This window comes from Acidobacteriota bacterium, from assembly GCA_022562055.1.
Classification (GTDB): domain Bacteria; phylum Actinomycetota; class Acidimicrobiia; order Spongiisociales; family UBA5794; genus BMS3BBIN02.
In genome coordinates this window covers 61,905-76,498 of sequence record JADFQA010000003.1, presented here as the reverse complement: position 1 = coordinate 76,498, position 14,594 = coordinate 61,905, and the positions used below count along the sequence as shown (strand labels likewise).

Annotated in this window: 17 protein-coding genes; 6 read left to right on the top strand and 11 right to left on the bottom strand. The window is 58.8% G+C overall.

Annotated features, from left to right (window positions below; translation table 11 throughout):
- Positions 1-106: 106 nt before the first annotated feature.
- Genes rpmF through recG form a run of 6 tightly spaced genes read right to left on the bottom strand, consistent with a single transcriptional unit; the run spans position 107 to position 4,509 of the window.
- Positions 107-289, bottom strand: coding sequence for a 50S ribosomal protein L32 (gene rpmF / locus IIC71_01650; protein ID MCH7667899.1), 183 nt, complete (start codon positions 287-289; stop codon positions 107-109).
- Positions 290-309: 20 nt separating this feature from the next.
- A complete protein-coding gene (locus IIC71_01645; GenBank protein MCH7667898.1) occupies positions 310-819 on the bottom strand; it encodes a DUF177 domain-containing protein in 510 nt (169 codons plus the stop codon).
- 6 nt (positions 820-825) lie between these two features.
- The gene (locus IIC71_01640; GenBank protein ID MCH7667897.1) at positions 826-1,332 is read right to left on the bottom strand and encodes a hypothetical protein; all 507 of its coding nucleotides are present in this window, start codon (positions 1,330-1,332) and stop codon (positions 826-828) included.
- Positions 1,329-1,802 carry a pantetheine-phosphate adenylyltransferase gene (gene coaD, locus IIC71_01635; protein MCH7667896.1) on the bottom strand — a complete coding sequence of 158 codons (474 nt, stop codon included), beginning with the start codon at positions 1,800-1,802 and terminating at the stop codon, positions 1,329-1,331. The genes IIC71_01640 and coaD overlap by 4 nt, the downstream gene beginning before the upstream one ends.
- Positions 1,799-2,335 carry a 16S rRNA (guanine(966)-N(2))-methyltransferase RsmD gene (rsmD, locus tag IIC71_01630; GenBank protein ID MCH7667895.1) on the bottom strand — a complete coding sequence of 179 codons (537 nt, stop codon included), beginning with the start codon at positions 2,333-2,335 and terminating at the stop codon, positions 1,799-1,801. Before rsmD ends, coaD begins: the two co-directional genes overlap by 4 nt.
- Complete coding sequence (gene recG, locus IIC71_01625; protein ID MCH7667894.1) at positions 2,332-4,509, bottom strand: ATP-dependent DNA helicase RecG; 2,178 nt, start codon at positions 4,507-4,509, stop codon at positions 2,332-2,334. Before recG ends, rsmD begins: the two co-directional genes overlap by 4 nt.
- 92 nt (positions 4,510-4,601) lie before the next feature.
- On the opposite strand from recG, the gene IIC71_01620 reads away from it, so the two are divergent.
- From IIC71_01620 to IIC71_01610, 3 genes are all read left to right on the top strand, one after another.
- Positions 4,602-4,790, top strand: coding sequence for a 50S ribosomal protein L28 (locus tag IIC71_01620; GenBank protein MCH7667893.1), 189 nt, complete (start codon positions 4,602-4,604; stop codon positions 4,788-4,790).
- A 1-nt stretch (position 4,791) separates the two neighbouring features.
- The gene (locus IIC71_01615; protein ID MCH7667892.1) at positions 4,792-5,004 is read left to right on the top strand and encodes a cold-shock protein; all 213 of its coding nucleotides are present in this window, start codon (positions 4,792-4,794) and stop codon (positions 5,002-5,004) included.
- A 103-nt stretch (positions 5,005-5,107) separates the two neighbouring features.
- On the top strand, positions 5,108-5,341 hold the full coding sequence (locus tag IIC71_01610) for an Lrp/AsnC ligand binding domain-containing protein (protein MCH7667891.1): 234 nt from the start codon (positions 5,108-5,110) through the stop codon (positions 5,339-5,341).
- Between the two features lie 38 nt (positions 5,342-5,379).
- Here the strand turns inward: IIC71_01610 and IIC71_01605 are convergent, their stop codons facing one another.
- The gene (locus IIC71_01605) at positions 5,380-6,408 is read right to left on the bottom strand and encodes a D-alanine--D-alanine ligase (GenBank protein ID MCH7667890.1); all 1,029 of its coding nucleotides are present in this window, start codon (positions 6,406-6,408) and stop codon (positions 5,380-5,382) included.
- Here IIC71_01605 and IIC71_01600 point away from each other — a divergent pair, their 5' ends adjacent.
- Positions 6,409-8,244, top strand: coding sequence for a hypothetical protein (locus IIC71_01600; protein ID MCH7667889.1), 1,836 nt, complete (start codon positions 6,409-6,411; stop codon positions 8,242-8,244).
- An 18-nt stretch (positions 8,245-8,262) separates the two neighbouring features.
- On the opposite strand, the gene IIC71_01595 is transcribed toward IIC71_01600, so the two are convergent.
- On the bottom strand, positions 8,263-9,360 hold the full coding sequence (locus IIC71_01595; protein MCH7667888.1) for a hypothetical protein: 1,098 nt from the start codon (positions 9,358-9,360) through the stop codon (positions 8,263-8,265).
- A 110-nt stretch (positions 9,361-9,470) separates the two neighbouring features.
- Positions 9,471-9,914 (bottom strand): cytochrome c, encoded by a 444-nt coding sequence (locus tag IIC71_01590; GenBank protein ID MCH7667887.1) that lies wholly within the window; start codon positions 9,912-9,914, stop codon positions 9,471-9,473.
- A gap of 530 nt (positions 9,915-10,444) precedes the next feature.
- Here IIC71_01590 and IIC71_01585 point away from each other — a divergent pair.
- On the top strand, positions 10,445-12,427 hold the full coding sequence (locus tag IIC71_01585) for a heavy metal translocating P-type ATPase (GenBank protein ID MCH7667886.1): 1,983 nt from the start codon (positions 10,445-10,447) through the stop codon (positions 12,425-12,427).
- Between the two features lie 100 nt (positions 12,428-12,527).
- Entirely contained in the window at positions 12,528-13,157 is a 630-nt protein-coding gene (locus tag IIC71_01580) for a DUF3105 domain-containing protein (protein ID MCH7667885.1), read from the top strand.
- A gap of 16 nt (positions 13,158-13,173) precedes the next feature.
- Here IIC71_01580 and fabI read toward each other — a convergent pair whose 3' ends face one another.
- Positions 13,174-14,013, bottom strand: a complete 840-nt coding sequence (gene fabI / locus IIC71_01575; protein ID MCH7667884.1) for an enoyl-ACP reductase FabI — start codon at positions 14,011-14,013, stop codon at positions 13,174-13,176.
- Between the two features lie 23 nt (positions 14,014-14,036).
- Complete coding sequence (locus IIC71_01570) at positions 14,037-14,393, bottom strand: hypothetical protein (GenBank protein MCH7667883.1); 357 nt, start codon at positions 14,391-14,393, stop codon at positions 14,037-14,039.
- Positions 14,394-14,594 lie beyond the last annotated feature (201 nt).

The following is a 14,594-nucleotide window of genomic DNA, read 5'->3' as shown; positions in this document are numbered from 1 at the left end:
GAGATCTGGCGAAGGATTGGGTTCGTCCCGACAATAGCAATCACCGAGTTGCTCCGTTGTGCAGCTCACTCTCCGGCTCGACGTGCAAGCCCGTCGCCGCGCTCCACTACGGGCTATCGACCTCGACGACTTCCCGACCGCGGTACGTGCCACATGCTGAGCACGCTCGATGCGGCAGCGTTGCCAATCCGCACTGTCGACACTTCACGGTCATCGGTGCGGAAACCTTCCACTGCGCCTTGCGCCGGCGCGTCCGCGAACGCGACATTTTCTTCTTTGGAACCGCCATCAGGGAAACCTCAAATCGAATTACTCACGTGCTTGCAGCAGATCCCTTAGAACGCCAAAAGGCGAACTGGGCTTCTCTGCCTCGTGAACGCCTGTATTCAAGTCGCTTTGCACATACTCGACAAGTCCCGCACAGTCGCTGACACACAAGGACCGCAACGGCAGATCGAGAAGCACCTCGTCTCTGAGGATCGGCTCAAGATCGATCTTGGAAGACGAGATGAGGTACGCGTCTTCGTCGTCATCGTCGACATCGAACAACAGAGACGCCTGGACCTTGACACTGATCTCGGCCTCGTAGACCTTGAGGCATCTGTCGCAGGTCGAGCGAACAGTTGCGTCCACTGTTCCGAACACAACTACGCCACCAGATATCCGAGCGAGGGTGAGATTGGCAGTGATCGGCTGGTCCTCGAGAACGGTCGTGCCTGCAACACTCCAAGCAACGTTTGAGGTAATCCGCTCGGGTCGCACCTGGGTCGACCCGCGCACCAGATCGGTGATGTCGATCCTAAACGGGGAAGCCGGCATGAGAACTTACTCAGAGATCGGGGCTGGCGTAGCCGGTGGCCTGCTCTCATGAAGCGCTGCTCGCGATTCTTGGACAAACCTCAGCGATTCAGCAAGAACGGACTCGGCATCGATCAGTCGCCGCTCGGCGTGATCCTCGGCCTCGAGTCTGGTACGTCGGGCATCATTCTCAGCTGCCCGCACAAGTGTGTTCGCCTCGGCGACGGCCTCGGCGACGATGTGAGACTCAGAGATGAGTCGTTTCGACTCCTCGCTGGCCCTGAGAAGCATTGCGCGGGCCTTCTCGTTAGTGCGCGCAATGTAGGACTCGCGCTCACGAACCATCCACCGGGCTGCCCTCAATTCTTCTGGCAGCGCCTGGCGAACCTTTTCCATCTTGTCAACAATTTCATCCCGATTCAGCATGATCGAATTAGATAGAGGAACCGGTCGCGCCCCCTCTATCTCAAGGATGACCTCGTCGAGCATGTCCAACAGCTTGCCCGGAATCGGCGGAGGATTGATATCGTTCATATCGGAAACCTCTCATCGAGGGCCACCTTTACCGGCGGAGGGACCAAAGCGTCTACATTGCCCCCCAACGATCGTACCTGTTTCACGAGCGAAGACGACAGGTACCCAAACTCCGGTTTGGTGGCGACGAACAGCGTGACGATACCCGACAGGTGGCGATTCATCTGAGCCATCTGGATTTCGTAGTCGAAATCGGTGATCGCCCGCAGGCCTTTGACGATCACATCGATGTTCCGTGTGCTCGCAAAGTCGACAAGAAGCCCGCTAAACGAATCGATGACGACGTTGTCGAACTCGAGACATTCGCGCAGCAGCGCCGCCCGCTCCGCGGTACTGAACAGCGGTGATTTCGACGGGTTCTCGACTATCCCAACCACGACCTCATCAAAGATGCTGGCACAGCGTTCGACAACGTCAATGTGGCCCTTTGTCGGTGGGTCGAAGCTTCCTGGTACCAGTGCGACAGTCATGGTGTGTCTTTCTCCAAACGCCAAATGACGGCGTCGCCGTAGCGTCTTTCGTGCATGATACTCAGCGATGTCACCGGTTTCGATTGACCGACGCGCCGATGCAGGACTACCAGGCCGTTGTCGTCGAGCACGAGGGAGACTTGCTCCACGATCGCTGCCACCTCGGCGTCACTCATGGCATAGGGCGGATCGACGAACACCAAGTCGAACCGTGCCTTCGTCTTTGCGAGAAAGCTCTCCACTCGCGACGACACTACGGTACCGCCGAGTCCGATTTTCTCGACATTCCGACGAAGAATCTTCCCAACGCGGCGGTCGATTTCGACAAAAACCACCGATGCCGCGCCCCTGCTCAACGACTCCAGCCCTATTGACCCACTCCCTGCAAACAGATCGGCGACCGTGGCGCCCTCTACGACCCCGCCCAGCGAGGAGAACAGGGCTTCGCGGACTCGGCCCGTCAAAGGTCGGGTCACGTTTCCCTTTGGGCCGACAATCGTGTGCCCTTTCTTGGTACCCGCGATGATCTTCACGAACGTATCAACCACTCTGCAGCTTCGCCGAGGAACGCCTCAAGCTCGTGACGCATGTCGGGCATCGCAACAAGCGCCGGATCCGCCTCGATGATTGCAAACGCCTCGCGACGAGCCTCGAACAGCGTGTCAGCATCGCGCAAGATGTCGGCAATCTTGAGATCCTTCACTCCTGCTTGCCGTACACCAAACACCGTGCCTTGTCCCCGGATAGCGAGATCAGTTTCGGCGAGCTGAAATCCATCCGTTGTCTCGACCATCGCAGCAATGCGTCGTCGCGCATCGGGAGTTGCCGGATCAGCGACTAGGAAACACACTGCAGCGTGCTCGCTACGTCCAACACGCCCGCGAAGTTGGTGGAGTTGACTGAGGCCAAACCGATCGGCGTCTTCGATGATCATGACGGTCGCGTTAGGAATGTCGATACCGACTTCAACAACGGTGGTGGCGACAAGGATGTCGATATCGCCGCTCTTGAAAGCCGCCATCACGCCCTGTTTGTCGTCGGGGCGCATCTGCCCGTGCAACAAGCCCAAGGTGAGCTCTGGGAAAACCTCGATGAGTCGCTCATACTCCGCCGTTGCGGAGGCCGCTTCAAGCTTGTCTGAATCCTCCACCAAGGGACACACAACAAACACCTGGCGACCGCGCGCAACCTCCGACCGCACCGCGGCGTACATCTCCATCAACGCTGCTTCGGAACTGTCGATGTGGTGCGTTTTCACAGGCACTCTTCCTGGAGGCATCTCGTCAATCACGGAAACGTCTAGGTCACCGTACAGCGTCATCGCTAGCGTCCTGGGAATCGGTGTCGCGGTCATGATGAGGAGGTCGGGATCGTAACCGACGGCCTTGTCTCTAAGCTGAACCCGTTGATACACACCAAAACGATGCTGCTCGTCGACAATCGCGAGACCGAGCTTGTCGAACGACAACGACTCTTGGATGAGAGCATGTGTCCCTATCACGATGTCGACCGTACCGTCAGCAATCCAGTCGATCACTGCGGCGCGAGTTACCGACCCGGCAACGAAATTGACATAGGCTCGGTTGCTGGTGAGCAGAACCGTACGTACACCAACGTCGTCGCCGTCCCCGTCCGGGAGAAACATGCTTTCGGTCCCGGACCCGCCCGCGGGATCGATGGTCTCGGGGGCTAAGCCGGCAACGCGGAGAAGCTCAACGATGCCAAAGTAGTGCTGTTCAGCGAGGACCTCCGTCGGTGCCATCACCGCACCTTGGTATCCACTTTGAACCGCGCTGAGCAAGCCGGCAACGGCAACCACCGTCTTCCCGGAACCGACCTCGCCCTGGAGGAGGCGGTGCATGGGATGAGCGGCCGCCATGTCCTTTTGAATTTCGTCAATAGACCTCTGCTGGGCATCCGTGAGTTGGTATGGCAGCGCATCGACAAACGCTGCGACGAGGGGACCAGACACGTTGTGTTGGACACCGGTCGCCATCGCCTTCTGGAAGTGTTTTCGCACGGCTAGCGACAGCTCAAGCCGAAAGAGCTCGTCGAACACAAGGCGGCGTCTCGCCGGAATCGTGTGCTCCAGAGCGCTTGGAAAATGGATGTTTTGCAAGGCCGTTGCGCGGTCCATCAGGCCAAGCCGGTCGAGCAACTCCGCCGGCAACACCTCACCGACGGGCTGTGAGCGAGCCAGGGCGTTGGCGATCCAGACCTGAATCTGTCGCGATCCGATCCCCGCGAGGGCCGGATAGACAGGGATAATGGTCCCCATCGACGAGTCCTCAGCATCGAGCCTGTCAATCTCGGGTCCCTTCATCTGGCGCCGACCACGGAACGTCTCCACCGTGCCGTAGAGAATCAATTCCTCTCCCTCGACAATCTTGATGTACGGGTTAAACCACACTGCCGTCAACACGTTGGAGTCATCACCGATCACTGCTGTAGTCATAACGCGCCCCTTTGAGATACGACGCTTGACAACCGAGAGCACAGTCCCTCCAACTGTGACGTACTCGCCGAGTGGGGCACCTCCCAGATCGAAAAGTTGTGATCGATCGAGGTAGCGACGCGGAACATGCAGCAGGAGGTCCGCCACGCTATTCACGTCGACGGTCGCCAGCTTCTTTGCCGAGACCGATCCAAGACGTGCAATGTTGTCGACGGGAATCGATGCGAGGTAAGATAGCTGACGTCCGGCCATAAGGTTAGTTTAGAGTTCGCCCGCGGAGCGCTTGAGAATCGCTCAAAGGACGACGTGTTACAATTCCGGCTGCCCCAGGAGGATTCCACACCATGGCGTACCGTTGTGACGTCTGCGGCAAAGAGCCGTGGGTCGGCAAACAAGTAAGTTTTTCGCACAAGCGTTCGAGCCGGAGATGGCTCCCGAACATCCAACGTGTTCGTGTCAAGGACGGACCGAATTCGAAGCGCATGCGTGTTTGCACGTCATGTCTGAAGGCCGGCAAGGTAGAGAAGGCATAACGTGCAAGGAGTCGTAAAAGTCTACGACCCCACCACCGGGTTCGGCATCGTGATCTCCGAGGCAGACCGATCTGAGTATTTGCTCGGGCCAGGATCCCTCGACGGTTCGGCGTTCCGCCTATTGCGTCAGGGCCAACGGGTCAACTTCTCCACCGAAGATCGTGACGGCGAAACGTACGCCGTGAATCTCAGATTCGGATCTGACGGGGCCTGACACGGTCTTCATCAGCGATAAGGCCCTACCAACAAGACGGGACGCCAGTCGTTTGCCTGCGGTATTATGGCTACAAGGAATCGGAAGAAGGGAAACTTTCAATATGGTGCACGCATACGTGCTCGTCCAGACCGATGTGGGCAAAGCGGCAGCCGTTGTGACCGCGATGGTCGACATCGACGGTGTCACCCGCGCCGAGGCCGTCACCGGACCCTACGACGTGATCGTCCAGACTCAGGCGGAGGATGTCGACTCGCTCGGCAAGCTCGTGGTCGCCAAAGTTCAGGCAATCCCAGGAATCACCCGCACACTTACCTGCCCGGTAATCACCTTCTAAGGTCGGCGCGCCAATACAGCGGACCGCCAACCGGCGCGTCAGCGCGCCACAGAGTGCGTGCCTAATGCGATGGCGACAAGATCGGCACAAACTCTCGCAAAGGACAGTCCCGCGGCCTCGAGCATCATGGGAAACCCCGATATCGGTGTAAAACCAGGCATCGTATTGAGTTCGTTGAAAATGAACCCGCGCCCGGCCTCTTCGAGGAAAAAGTCGACGCGCGCCAGACCCCGACAACCGAGCACCTCGAAAGCTGTTTCGGCAAGCCGCAGCACCTCGGAGGTTTGAGTAGTAGAAAGCGGTGCCGGAGTCACGAACTTGCTTGTCGTATCTTCATACTTCGCCTCGTACGAATACCAGTCTGACTGCAGCACAATCTCGCCCGGCATCATGGCGTTGGGACCGTTAACCACTGCGACTTCGATCTCGCGTCCGCGAATAAACTCCTCGACAATTACGCGGCCACCGTACGAAAACGCCAGCTTCAAACCATCGCGGAGAGCGTCGGTGTCGAAGACCTTGCTTATCCCTATCGAGGATCCGAGTTCGGTCGGCTTTACAAACGCCGGATAACCGGTAACCGCACTGATCATAGAGATGGCACTCTCGGGATCACGCATGAAGTCAACGATGTTCACTGTCACACTGGCGGCTACGGCCAACCCGGCGTGGGAGACCAAACGCTTTGTCATGTCTTTGTCCATGGCCACCGCAGATGCTTTTACCCCACATCCAACGTACGGAACCCCCGCAACTTCGAAAAGGCCTTGAATCGTGCCGTCCTCGCCGAAAGGTCCATGCAGCACGGGGAACACGACATCGAACGCGACATCGTCACCAGCGGCCCGCAAATGCCCGCCGGGTAGGATCAGTTCGGCGACGCGCCCCTCGGCCCGCAACGGCCTCCGGTGCACATCGGTGACGAACCACTCTCCGGTTTTTGCAATGGCAACACCTATCACTTGATGGCCGGATGATTCCAACGCGTCAACTACTGCAACTGCTGACACGCACGAGACCTCATGTTCGTCAGAGGTGCCGCCGAAAAGAACAAGTACACGATCCATATGCAGAACACTACCGGAACTACCAACGAATACCTGATCGCAACTGACCTCGTTGCCACTGCCCTGGCCACCTACCGCAAGAGAGTTCGGCGTGTCGCGCTCGCCGGCAGCCTCGTCGCTGTCGGGAGCAACCTGTGGAATCTCTCACAGGCCAACGAAATCACCGCAGCGCCGATCGTATTCGCCACCTTCGCAATCCTCGGCGGCACCGTGAGCACGTTTCGCCGCACACCCCAAGGAAATCGGCGCGTCCGGGACGTTGCAGAGACGGTTTGGGCACTCGCCATCATCGCAATCCTCGTTGGCGACCCGGCGCTCTCTGAACCCGCGCTCCGATTTGGCGCCCTCATACTCCCGATCGTAGCAACCGGCGCACTCCTCACCCGGCCGCGGACTGTCGCGGTGGTGGCTGGATTCGCCGTTGCTGGATACGTAGCCCCCGAAATCCCGTTTTCGCCCGATGACCCTGCCGCGTTGGCCGCACAGATCGCCATATTTTCCGTCATCGCGGTTGCCATCGTCGGCGTTCGCATCAGCACGGAGCGTTTAGTAGGCGTATCCGAAGCAGAGCTATCAAGCATTGATGAGCGTCTCATTGCGCTGAAGCTCCGCGAGGAAGACGTGTCATCGATATATGACATCTCGCGGATGATCGGTACGGGTGGAAGCTTGCGAGAAGTTCTCCCGCATCTTGTCGGGCGTGTCACTCAAGCACTTGACGCAACGGTCGGATGCGCCCTCATCTGGGTTTCGGCGACGGACAGACTCGAACTCGTCCCGCGGATCTGGTTCGACGGCGTAGTTAAAACAGTTCCTTACACCGCGTTTCAGCTCACCGACGCAAACAAAGCTGAGGGAGTGTTCGTCACCGGGACCCCCTACGTTGACAACTTCGCGGCCGAACGAGAAGTCCACGACCCGCTCATCGCACTGCTCGACATCAGCCAGGTTGCAATGGTCCCGCTCCAGATTGAACAACGCACAATCGGCGTGCTGGTTCTCGGGGACAAGAGGGCAGGTTCTTTCACAACCGACGACATCTCACGACTCGCCGCTCTTGCCGGCCCAACAGCTCTCGTCGTACGTCAGATCGCAAGATACGAAGACGCAATGCACCACAGCGACGAGCTCGAGGAGATCGCTCGTATGAAAAGCGATTTCGTCTCGGTAGTCAGCCACGAACTTCGGTCGCCCCTTACCTCCATCATCGGTTCTCTCACAACCCTGCAACGCCCAGAGCTTTTGCCCGGAAACGTGAACGCGCGCAACCTCATTTCTTCAGCAAGACGTCAAGCCGACCGGCTGCGAATGCTCATCGAAGATCTGCTGGTGGTCTCCCGTGTCGACAACCGCGCGCTACCCGTGAGGCCGGTCGCCGTCGAACTCGCGGCATTTCTCCACGACACCGTTCAGCTCATAAGGGGGAACTCGCCGGTGGAGGTGACAATCGAGACCGCGCAAGACGTGCCGATTGTCCATACCGACCCAGAGCACCTGCGCCGAATCGCCACCAACCTACTGACAAACGCCTTCCGATACGCGGAGGGTTCGGACATCGAAATCAAGCTCAGGCTCGAAAACGACGATGTTCGTGTGGCCTTCATCGACCATGGACCCGGTATCCCGTTCGATAGGCGGGAACACATCTTCAAGCCGTTCACACAGCTCCAGCCCCACGAAACCCGTCAGCGCGGTGGCACCGGCCTTGGATTGTCAATTGTTGCGGGTCTCGCGACGACACTCGATGCCGAGATTCGGTACGAGCCAACACCAGGCGGAGGCTCGACCTTCGTGCTGACACTCCCGGTGAAGACTGCCGTTCACCGAGTTACGTAGTGACTTGGTGCGTGGTTGTCACCCGCCGAGCGACCCGGCTAGCTCGACGATCGCTAACCCATGAAGACCTTCGGAAAGTCTCGCACGAGCGACAACCTGCCCGCCCTCCACAAAGACGGTCTCACCTGTGCCACTAACGGCGACTACGAGCGTGTCACCGATGAATACGACGTGGTGCGGAGACGCTCCAACTTGCACGACCGTCGGACGCTTCCCAACGAATCCCACAACGGCGCCGGCGGCGACATCGGATATCCACACACTCCCCACGGGATCGACTGCAAAGTGCTGCGGCTCGCCAACCCCAACCGGCGCGTCAGGAACAATTCCAGACGCGGGATCAAAAATGCTGAGCCGGTCCGAACCCCAATTTGAGAACCATATCTTCCCGTCGCGGGCGACCACGAGGTCATGCGGTGAACCGCCAGTGGCAAAAAGTTCGACGTTTCCATCGACTACTTTCACGAGTTCGCTGCGGCCTATAAGCGTTACCCACAGAATTTCACCGTCGACAACCATGTCGTGCGGCTCCCCCGGCATTTCGACGGTGTCCATAACGACAAGGGTTTCGGCGTCGATTTTTAGCAGCTTGCGACCCTTTTCGTCGGCGACGATGAGGAACCCGATTTCACCTGCAGGCTTGATGTCGTGTGGCTCTGTACCAACCCGAACGTTGAGAACGTCGCCGGTGGCAACATCAATTCGAGACACGGTGCCCGCTACGGGGTGCGTGGCATACACGATTGCACCAATGGCGGTCAGATTATGGGGCCGCTCGGAGAGTTCGATTGAGCGCAGCGGTACGAGGTCGCAGACCCCACTATCGCCGCGGCAGAGTTCGGTCGCGTCGACTACCGCGATCCGCTTCGCATTCTCTTCGGCGATCACCACATATGAAAATTTGATCGCCTCCGCCCGTGCCTCCGCCGATGACACGGTCGTACTCGTCGGTGTGACGATGTCTGGTTGGTCCGTCGTCGACGTGGTCGATCGCGGAAATACGGAACCGTCTGTTGGAATGTCGTTCGTACTTGTGACCGTAGTAGGCGACGTGGTCGATGACGTACACGCGGAAATTACTAGTACCAAAACAGTGACCGCTGTGGAAAGTCGCATGCGACAAGTATGGCTCAACGCCCGCGGCACCGCCATCCACGAGACGTCGGCGCCGCTGCTACAAGCCGCAATCCGAAGGCCGTCCTCCGCCCCGTCTCGCCGCTCCGTGATCACGGCGGATACGGTTCGAAACCCTTGATGCGTTGACTCTCACGAACAAATGCAATTATCCGCACAAGATCGTCGTCAGTAAGACCGGAAATTGGCGGCATGTCGCCGAATCCCCAATGGTGGGAAGCTACACCACCAACAACGGCGCGAACAAACGCGGCGTCGGCATGATGATCGGGGTTGTAGATCACCGACAAGTGAGACGGCCCGAGAGCGGTACCCTCGGCGCTAACGGTGTGACACGTTGCACAAGACGCTTGGTACAACACCTCGCCCTCAGCAACTAATGCCGGGGTCTGCACTGGAATGCTGAACACGGACTTCCCAGTCATCGGGTCTCGCGGCAGCGACGTGTCGCCTTGCTCGCCTCCACCTGCAACCGCGAGGAGGATAACCGCAGCGGCGACACCAACAGCGATGAGCACACCACGAAAGTTCTTCATGCCAGCCTTCGGCAACCAGGTACCGCGCGTTCCGCGTAGCCTCTTTGCGTTCTAAGTGAACACTGTCACAAGACAGCGTTGACGAGTCGCCCGTTGCCAGCCAAAACATTAGAAGCCGCTATCTGCACTCCGGCACCTCCTCAACTGCAACGTTCACGCACTCCCCCGCACACGGACCAAGTAACGGTACCACTACTGGATCTGGCAAAGTCACAGGTGGCCCACGGTCGGTCGAATCGCCTCGCACGATCAACACCGCTCACCTGGGGCGCGTACAATGGCGCGATCAGTAGTGACCCGAGGAGTGGCGTATCACTTCGGACGGACATAGTTCAGGCTCGTTGACAACGGTCTGTTGCCGCCTGTGCCTGATCGAGTCGAGCACCACCCCCCATGGGCAGATGGAGCACGTTGACCCGATCCTGCGCGACTCTGATGCGCCTACCGCGGAGCATGCTGATATGGACCACGGCGGTATGGATCAGAAGAGGACGAGGCACTCCGGCGGTGATCACAGCGGCCATGAGGGCATGGACCACACCGACCACGAAAACATGTTTCACAAACGATTCTGGATCACTCTGGCGCTGAGCGTTCCCGTCCTGTTTTGGAGCGAAACAATCCAAGGGTGGGGGAACTACGAGGCGCCCACGTTCCCCGGTTCGGGCGCCATCGTTCCCATAGTCGCAACCCTTATCTTCGTCTATGGCGGTTTCCCGTTCCTCAACATGGCCAGATTCGAGCTGAGAAACCGGACACCTGCGATGATGACTCTGATCGCGCTGGCGATCTCGGTTGCGTATGGTTTCTCGATGCTGACGCTCGTCACCGACATTGGCGACGACTTTTTTTGGGAACTCGTCACGCTGATTGACATCATGTTGCTTGGCCATTGGCTGGAAATGCGGAGCGTCCGCCAAGCGTCGGGGGCACTCGGCGCCTTGGCAAAGCTCATGCCAGACACCGCCGAAGTCGAAGCGCCCGACGGGACGGTGACGGAAGTCGCTGCCGACAAACTCTCCACGGGCCAAATCGTCCTGATTCGTCCCGGTGCTAGTGTCCCGGCCGACGCGGTCATCGTCGACGGAGAATCCGATTTCGACGAGGCACTCATCACCGGTGAGTCCCGCCCGGTGAAAAAGTCTATCGACGCCTCCGTGATCGCCGGAACGATCAACAGCGGGTCTGGCGCCGTCCGTGCGAGGGTCACCGCAACTGGAAACGACACGGCTTTGTCCGGAATCATGAAATTGGTCGCAGAGGCGGAGGCGAGCAAGTCGCCGACCCAGCTTCTCGCCGATCGGGCTGCATCGTTGCTGTTTTACACCGCTGTCGGAGCCGCGGTCATAACCGCCCTCGTTTGGACAGTGATCTACGGAGGACTCGACCAACGTACTGTCGCTCGAGTTGTTACGGTGCTCGTCATTGCATGCCCCCACGCCCTCGGCCTTGCGATCCCGTTGGTCGTTGCGAACACGACGTCGATCGCCGCGCAAAACGGCATCCTGATCCGCAACCGTGAAGCCATCGACACAGCCAAAGACCTCAGCGTCATGTTGTTTGACAAAACCGGGACGCTCACGACGGGACAGATGGGGGTCGCGGAGATGGCGACGGTCGACGGCGTCTCGCAAGACACCGCGCTTGCGCTCGCCGCCGCTGTCGAGGGCGACTCAGAACATCCGATGGCGCGGGCGATCCGAGATTCGGCCCAAGAACGCGGCCTCGATGTACCGGACCCATCCTCGTTCGAGGCGTTAAAGGGACGCGGTGTTCGAGCAACGGTTGCCGGCGCCAACATCTTCGTCGGTGGACCCAGGCTCCTCGAAAGCATGGATATCGCGTTACCTCCAGAACTGAGCAGGTTCGCCGACACCGCCGGGGAACGCGGCGAGTCGGTGGTGTACGTGATTGATGGAGCCACTCCCATTGGAGCAATTGCAATATCGGACATCGTCCGAGCCGAAAGTCGTCCAGCGATTGATGCCTTGAAGAAGCGAGGTCTGCGTGTCGGCATGATCACCGGCGACAGCGATGAGGTCGCCCAAGCTGTCGCGACGCAACTCGGTCTCGACATCGTTTTCTCCCAGGTGCTGCCTGCCGACAAGGACGCCTATGTGTCTCAACTGCAACAACAGGGAGATCGCGTCGGCATGGTCGGTGACGGGGTCAACGATGCACCCGCTCTGGTGCGGTCGGACATTGGCATCGCCATCGGCAGCGGCACCGACGTTGCTGTGCAATCCGCTGATCTCGTTCTCGTGAAGAGCGATCCTCGGGAGGTCGTGAAGATCCTTCGGCTCTCGAAGGCGAGCTACCGCAAGCAACTCCAAAACATCTGGTGGGGCGCGGGTTACAACATTGTCATGATTCCCCTTGCGGCGGGGGTCCTCGTGTCCTTTGGGTTCGACATGCCGCCAGCGGTCGGGGCCGCACTAATGTCACTGAGCACAATCGTCGTTGCTGTGAATGCCCAACTGCTTCGCCGCCTTGACCTGAACGCCCCCGACTGAGCGACCGTCGTTATGTGTCCGCACGAGGAATAAGACGCAGTTCCTCGACAGTTACATCTCGAGATCGCCAAGTACAACCGATACATCCAGAGGAGATGGTGTGGCCAAGAAGAAACGCCCCGCAAACAAACCGGTCGACAAGCAGAAACAAGCCGAAAAGAGGCAGCGACGCGAAGCACGCAAGCTCGCCGAAGCTAAGGCGAAACAAGCCGCCCAGCGCAAACGCCGGCTAAAGAACGGGGTTGCGGTTGCGGTCGCGGTACTGGTCCTCGGCGTCTTCGGATTCATCGTTGTTCGCCGGGCCACGCCGGCTGAACTCGACGGCGTCACCACGTTTCCAAACGAAGGCCAAGTGCATATCGCGACAGGACAAACGTTCGCGTACGCCACCCCGACGCCAACGAGCGGAACCCACAGCTCCCGATCTCCCAGATGCGGCATCTCCACAGCAGAGTTGTCTCGGGAACTCGCGGTACATGCTCTCGAGCACGGCACGGTGGTTATCTGGTACCAGCCCACTCTTGCACCAGAAGTCGTAACTGAACTTGCCGATATCGTTAGCCGGTTCAACGACAACGTGGTGTTGTCGCCGAACAGTCGACTAACAAGCCCCGTGGTCGCCACCTCGTGGAGACGGCTCAAGGCTTACTCGGGAGCCGACGACGAACTCGAAGAATTTATCACCACCTACCGCAATCGCGGACCAGAGTCGTTCCGCTGCGCCTACTAGCCAGATAGAATCGACGCTACGAGGAGTCTTCAGCGGCGTCAGCTTCGAGCTGACGCTGCTGCTCGTCGATGTATTTCTGACCCGTCCCAATCGAGACTGCATGGAAACCCCCGTCGACGTGAACGATTTCACCCGACGTGAACTTTGCCCAATCGGACAACAACACACAGACCATGCGCGCCACGGGGTCGGGGTCAAACACATCCCAACCGAGCGGGGCACGTTCCAGCCACGCCGTCTCAAAAAGCTCGAAATGCGGAATCGATTTCGCGGCGATCGTTCCCAAAGGTCCGGCCGCGACAAGGTTCGCCCGGATGTTGTATTCGCCTAGGTAGAAAGCGAGGTAACGGTTCACCGACTGGAGCGCCATTTTGGCGACACCCATCCAGTCATACATCGGCCATGCCTGAGAGTTGTCGAAATCGAGAGCAACAACCGCACCACCACCGGCCTTGACCATCAGAGGTTGAAGCGCGGACGCAAGGGTCTTGTACGAGAAAGCTGACGTCACGAATGTGACCGCGGCATCCTGCGAATCAGTGTCAAGGAACGACCCACCAAGGGCGTTTCCAGGGGCAAACGCAATGGCATGAAGGGCCCCGTCTATACCGCCCCACTTCTCGTCCAGGCGCGAAACCGTGGCGTCAAGCTGATCCTGGTCGTTGATGTCGAGTTCGACAATCTCTGGTTCGACTGGAAGACGACGTCCCGAACGTTGCGTGAGCCGCAGACTCCTACCGAACCCCGTCAGCACGACTTCGGCACCTTCTTCTTGGGCAACCCGAGCCACATGCCAGGCAATCGAGTCGTCAGTAAGCACCCCTGTAATCAACAATCGTTTACCTTCAAGCAACATGCATGTACCTCTTTGTCACAACCCTAATTCACGTTAGCCCACGCGCGGAATCCGAGTCCCATGACAAACAGCAGCAACAGACCATAGGCCAGCGCGGGGTTGCGGGCCATCTGTGCACGATATACATACACGATTGCAAGCGTAATCGCCGCGACGATGCCGTAGAAGATGTGAAAGGCGTTTGCGGGAACAATACCGGAGTTGAACAAGATCACCCCGGCCGTTATTTGGACTAGAACCGCGGTCATCGCCATACCGCGCGCGACCGAAAACGCCCGGCCCGGGACTCTTTTGATGTAGGCAAGTCCTAACCCCCAAAGGCCCGCCAGCCCGTTCGAAATGACGGTCACAAAGAACCAGTTTGCGTGGAACGTTCGCATGACCGCGAGATTAGCCCACCTACGCGAAGCCGAGTCCAGCGTATCTCCGCGAAATCGAACGGGCAGCGGTTCGGCATCGGCCATACTGGACCGGATTGTCGCGAGAGGAACGCATGTCCACAACCACATCTCCAATCCCCAAAAGCCTCCTGGTTGGGAGTGTGACTGGACTGCTCGCGGCTGCCGTGTCGATCCCGCTGT

Coding starts and splice junctions, on each gene's coding strand:
- rpmF (MCH7667899.1), bottom strand. CDS start 289: ATGGCGGTTCCAAAGAAGAAAATGTCGCGTTCGCGGACGCGCCGGCGC.
- IIC71_01645 (MCH7667898.1), bottom strand. CDS start 819: ATGCCGGCTTCCCCGTTTAGGATCGACATCACCGATCTGGTGCGCGGG.
- IIC71_01640 (MCH7667897.1), bottom strand. CDS start 1,332: ATGAACGATATCAATCCTCCGCCGATTCCGGGCAAGCTGTTGGACATG.
- coaD (MCH7667896.1), bottom strand. CDS start 1,802: ATGACTGTCGCACTGGTACCAGGAAGCTTCGACCCACCGACAAAGGGC.
- recG (MCH7667894.1), bottom strand. CDS start 4,509: ATGGCCGGACGTCAGCTATCTTACCTCGCATCGATTCCCGTCGACAAC.
- IIC71_01620 (MCH7667893.1), top strand. CDS start 4,602: ATGGCGTACCGTTGTGACGTCTGCGGCAAAGAGCCGTGGGTCGGCAAA.
- IIC71_01610 (MCH7667891.1), top strand. CDS start 5,108: ATGGTGCACGCATACGTGCTCGTCCAGACCGATGTGGGCAAAGCGGCA.
- IIC71_01605 (MCH7667890.1), bottom strand. CDS start 6,408: ATGGATCGTGTACTTGTTCTTTTCGGCGGCACCTCTGACGAACATGAG.
- IIC71_01600 (MCH7667889.1), top strand. CDS start 6,409: ATGCAGAACACTACCGGAACTACCAACGAATACCTGATCGCAACTGAC.
- IIC71_01595 (MCH7667888.1), bottom strand. CDS start 9,360: ATGCGACTTTCCACAGCGGTCACTGTTTTGGTACTAGTAATTTCCGCG.
- IIC71_01590 (MCH7667887.1), bottom strand. CDS start 9,914: ATGAAGAACTTTCGTGGTGTGCTCATCGCTGTTGGTGTCGCCGCTGCG.
- IIC71_01585 (MCH7667886.1), top strand. CDS start 10,445: ATGGACCACACCGACCACGAAAACATGTTTCACAAACGATTCTGGATC.
- fabI (MCH7667884.1), bottom strand. CDS start 14,013: ATGTTGCTTGAAGGTAAACGATTGTTGATTACAGGGGTGCTTACTGAC.
- IIC71_01570 (MCH7667883.1), bottom strand. CDS start 14,393: ATGCGAACGTTCCACGCAAACTGGTTCTTTGTGACCGTCATTTCGAAC.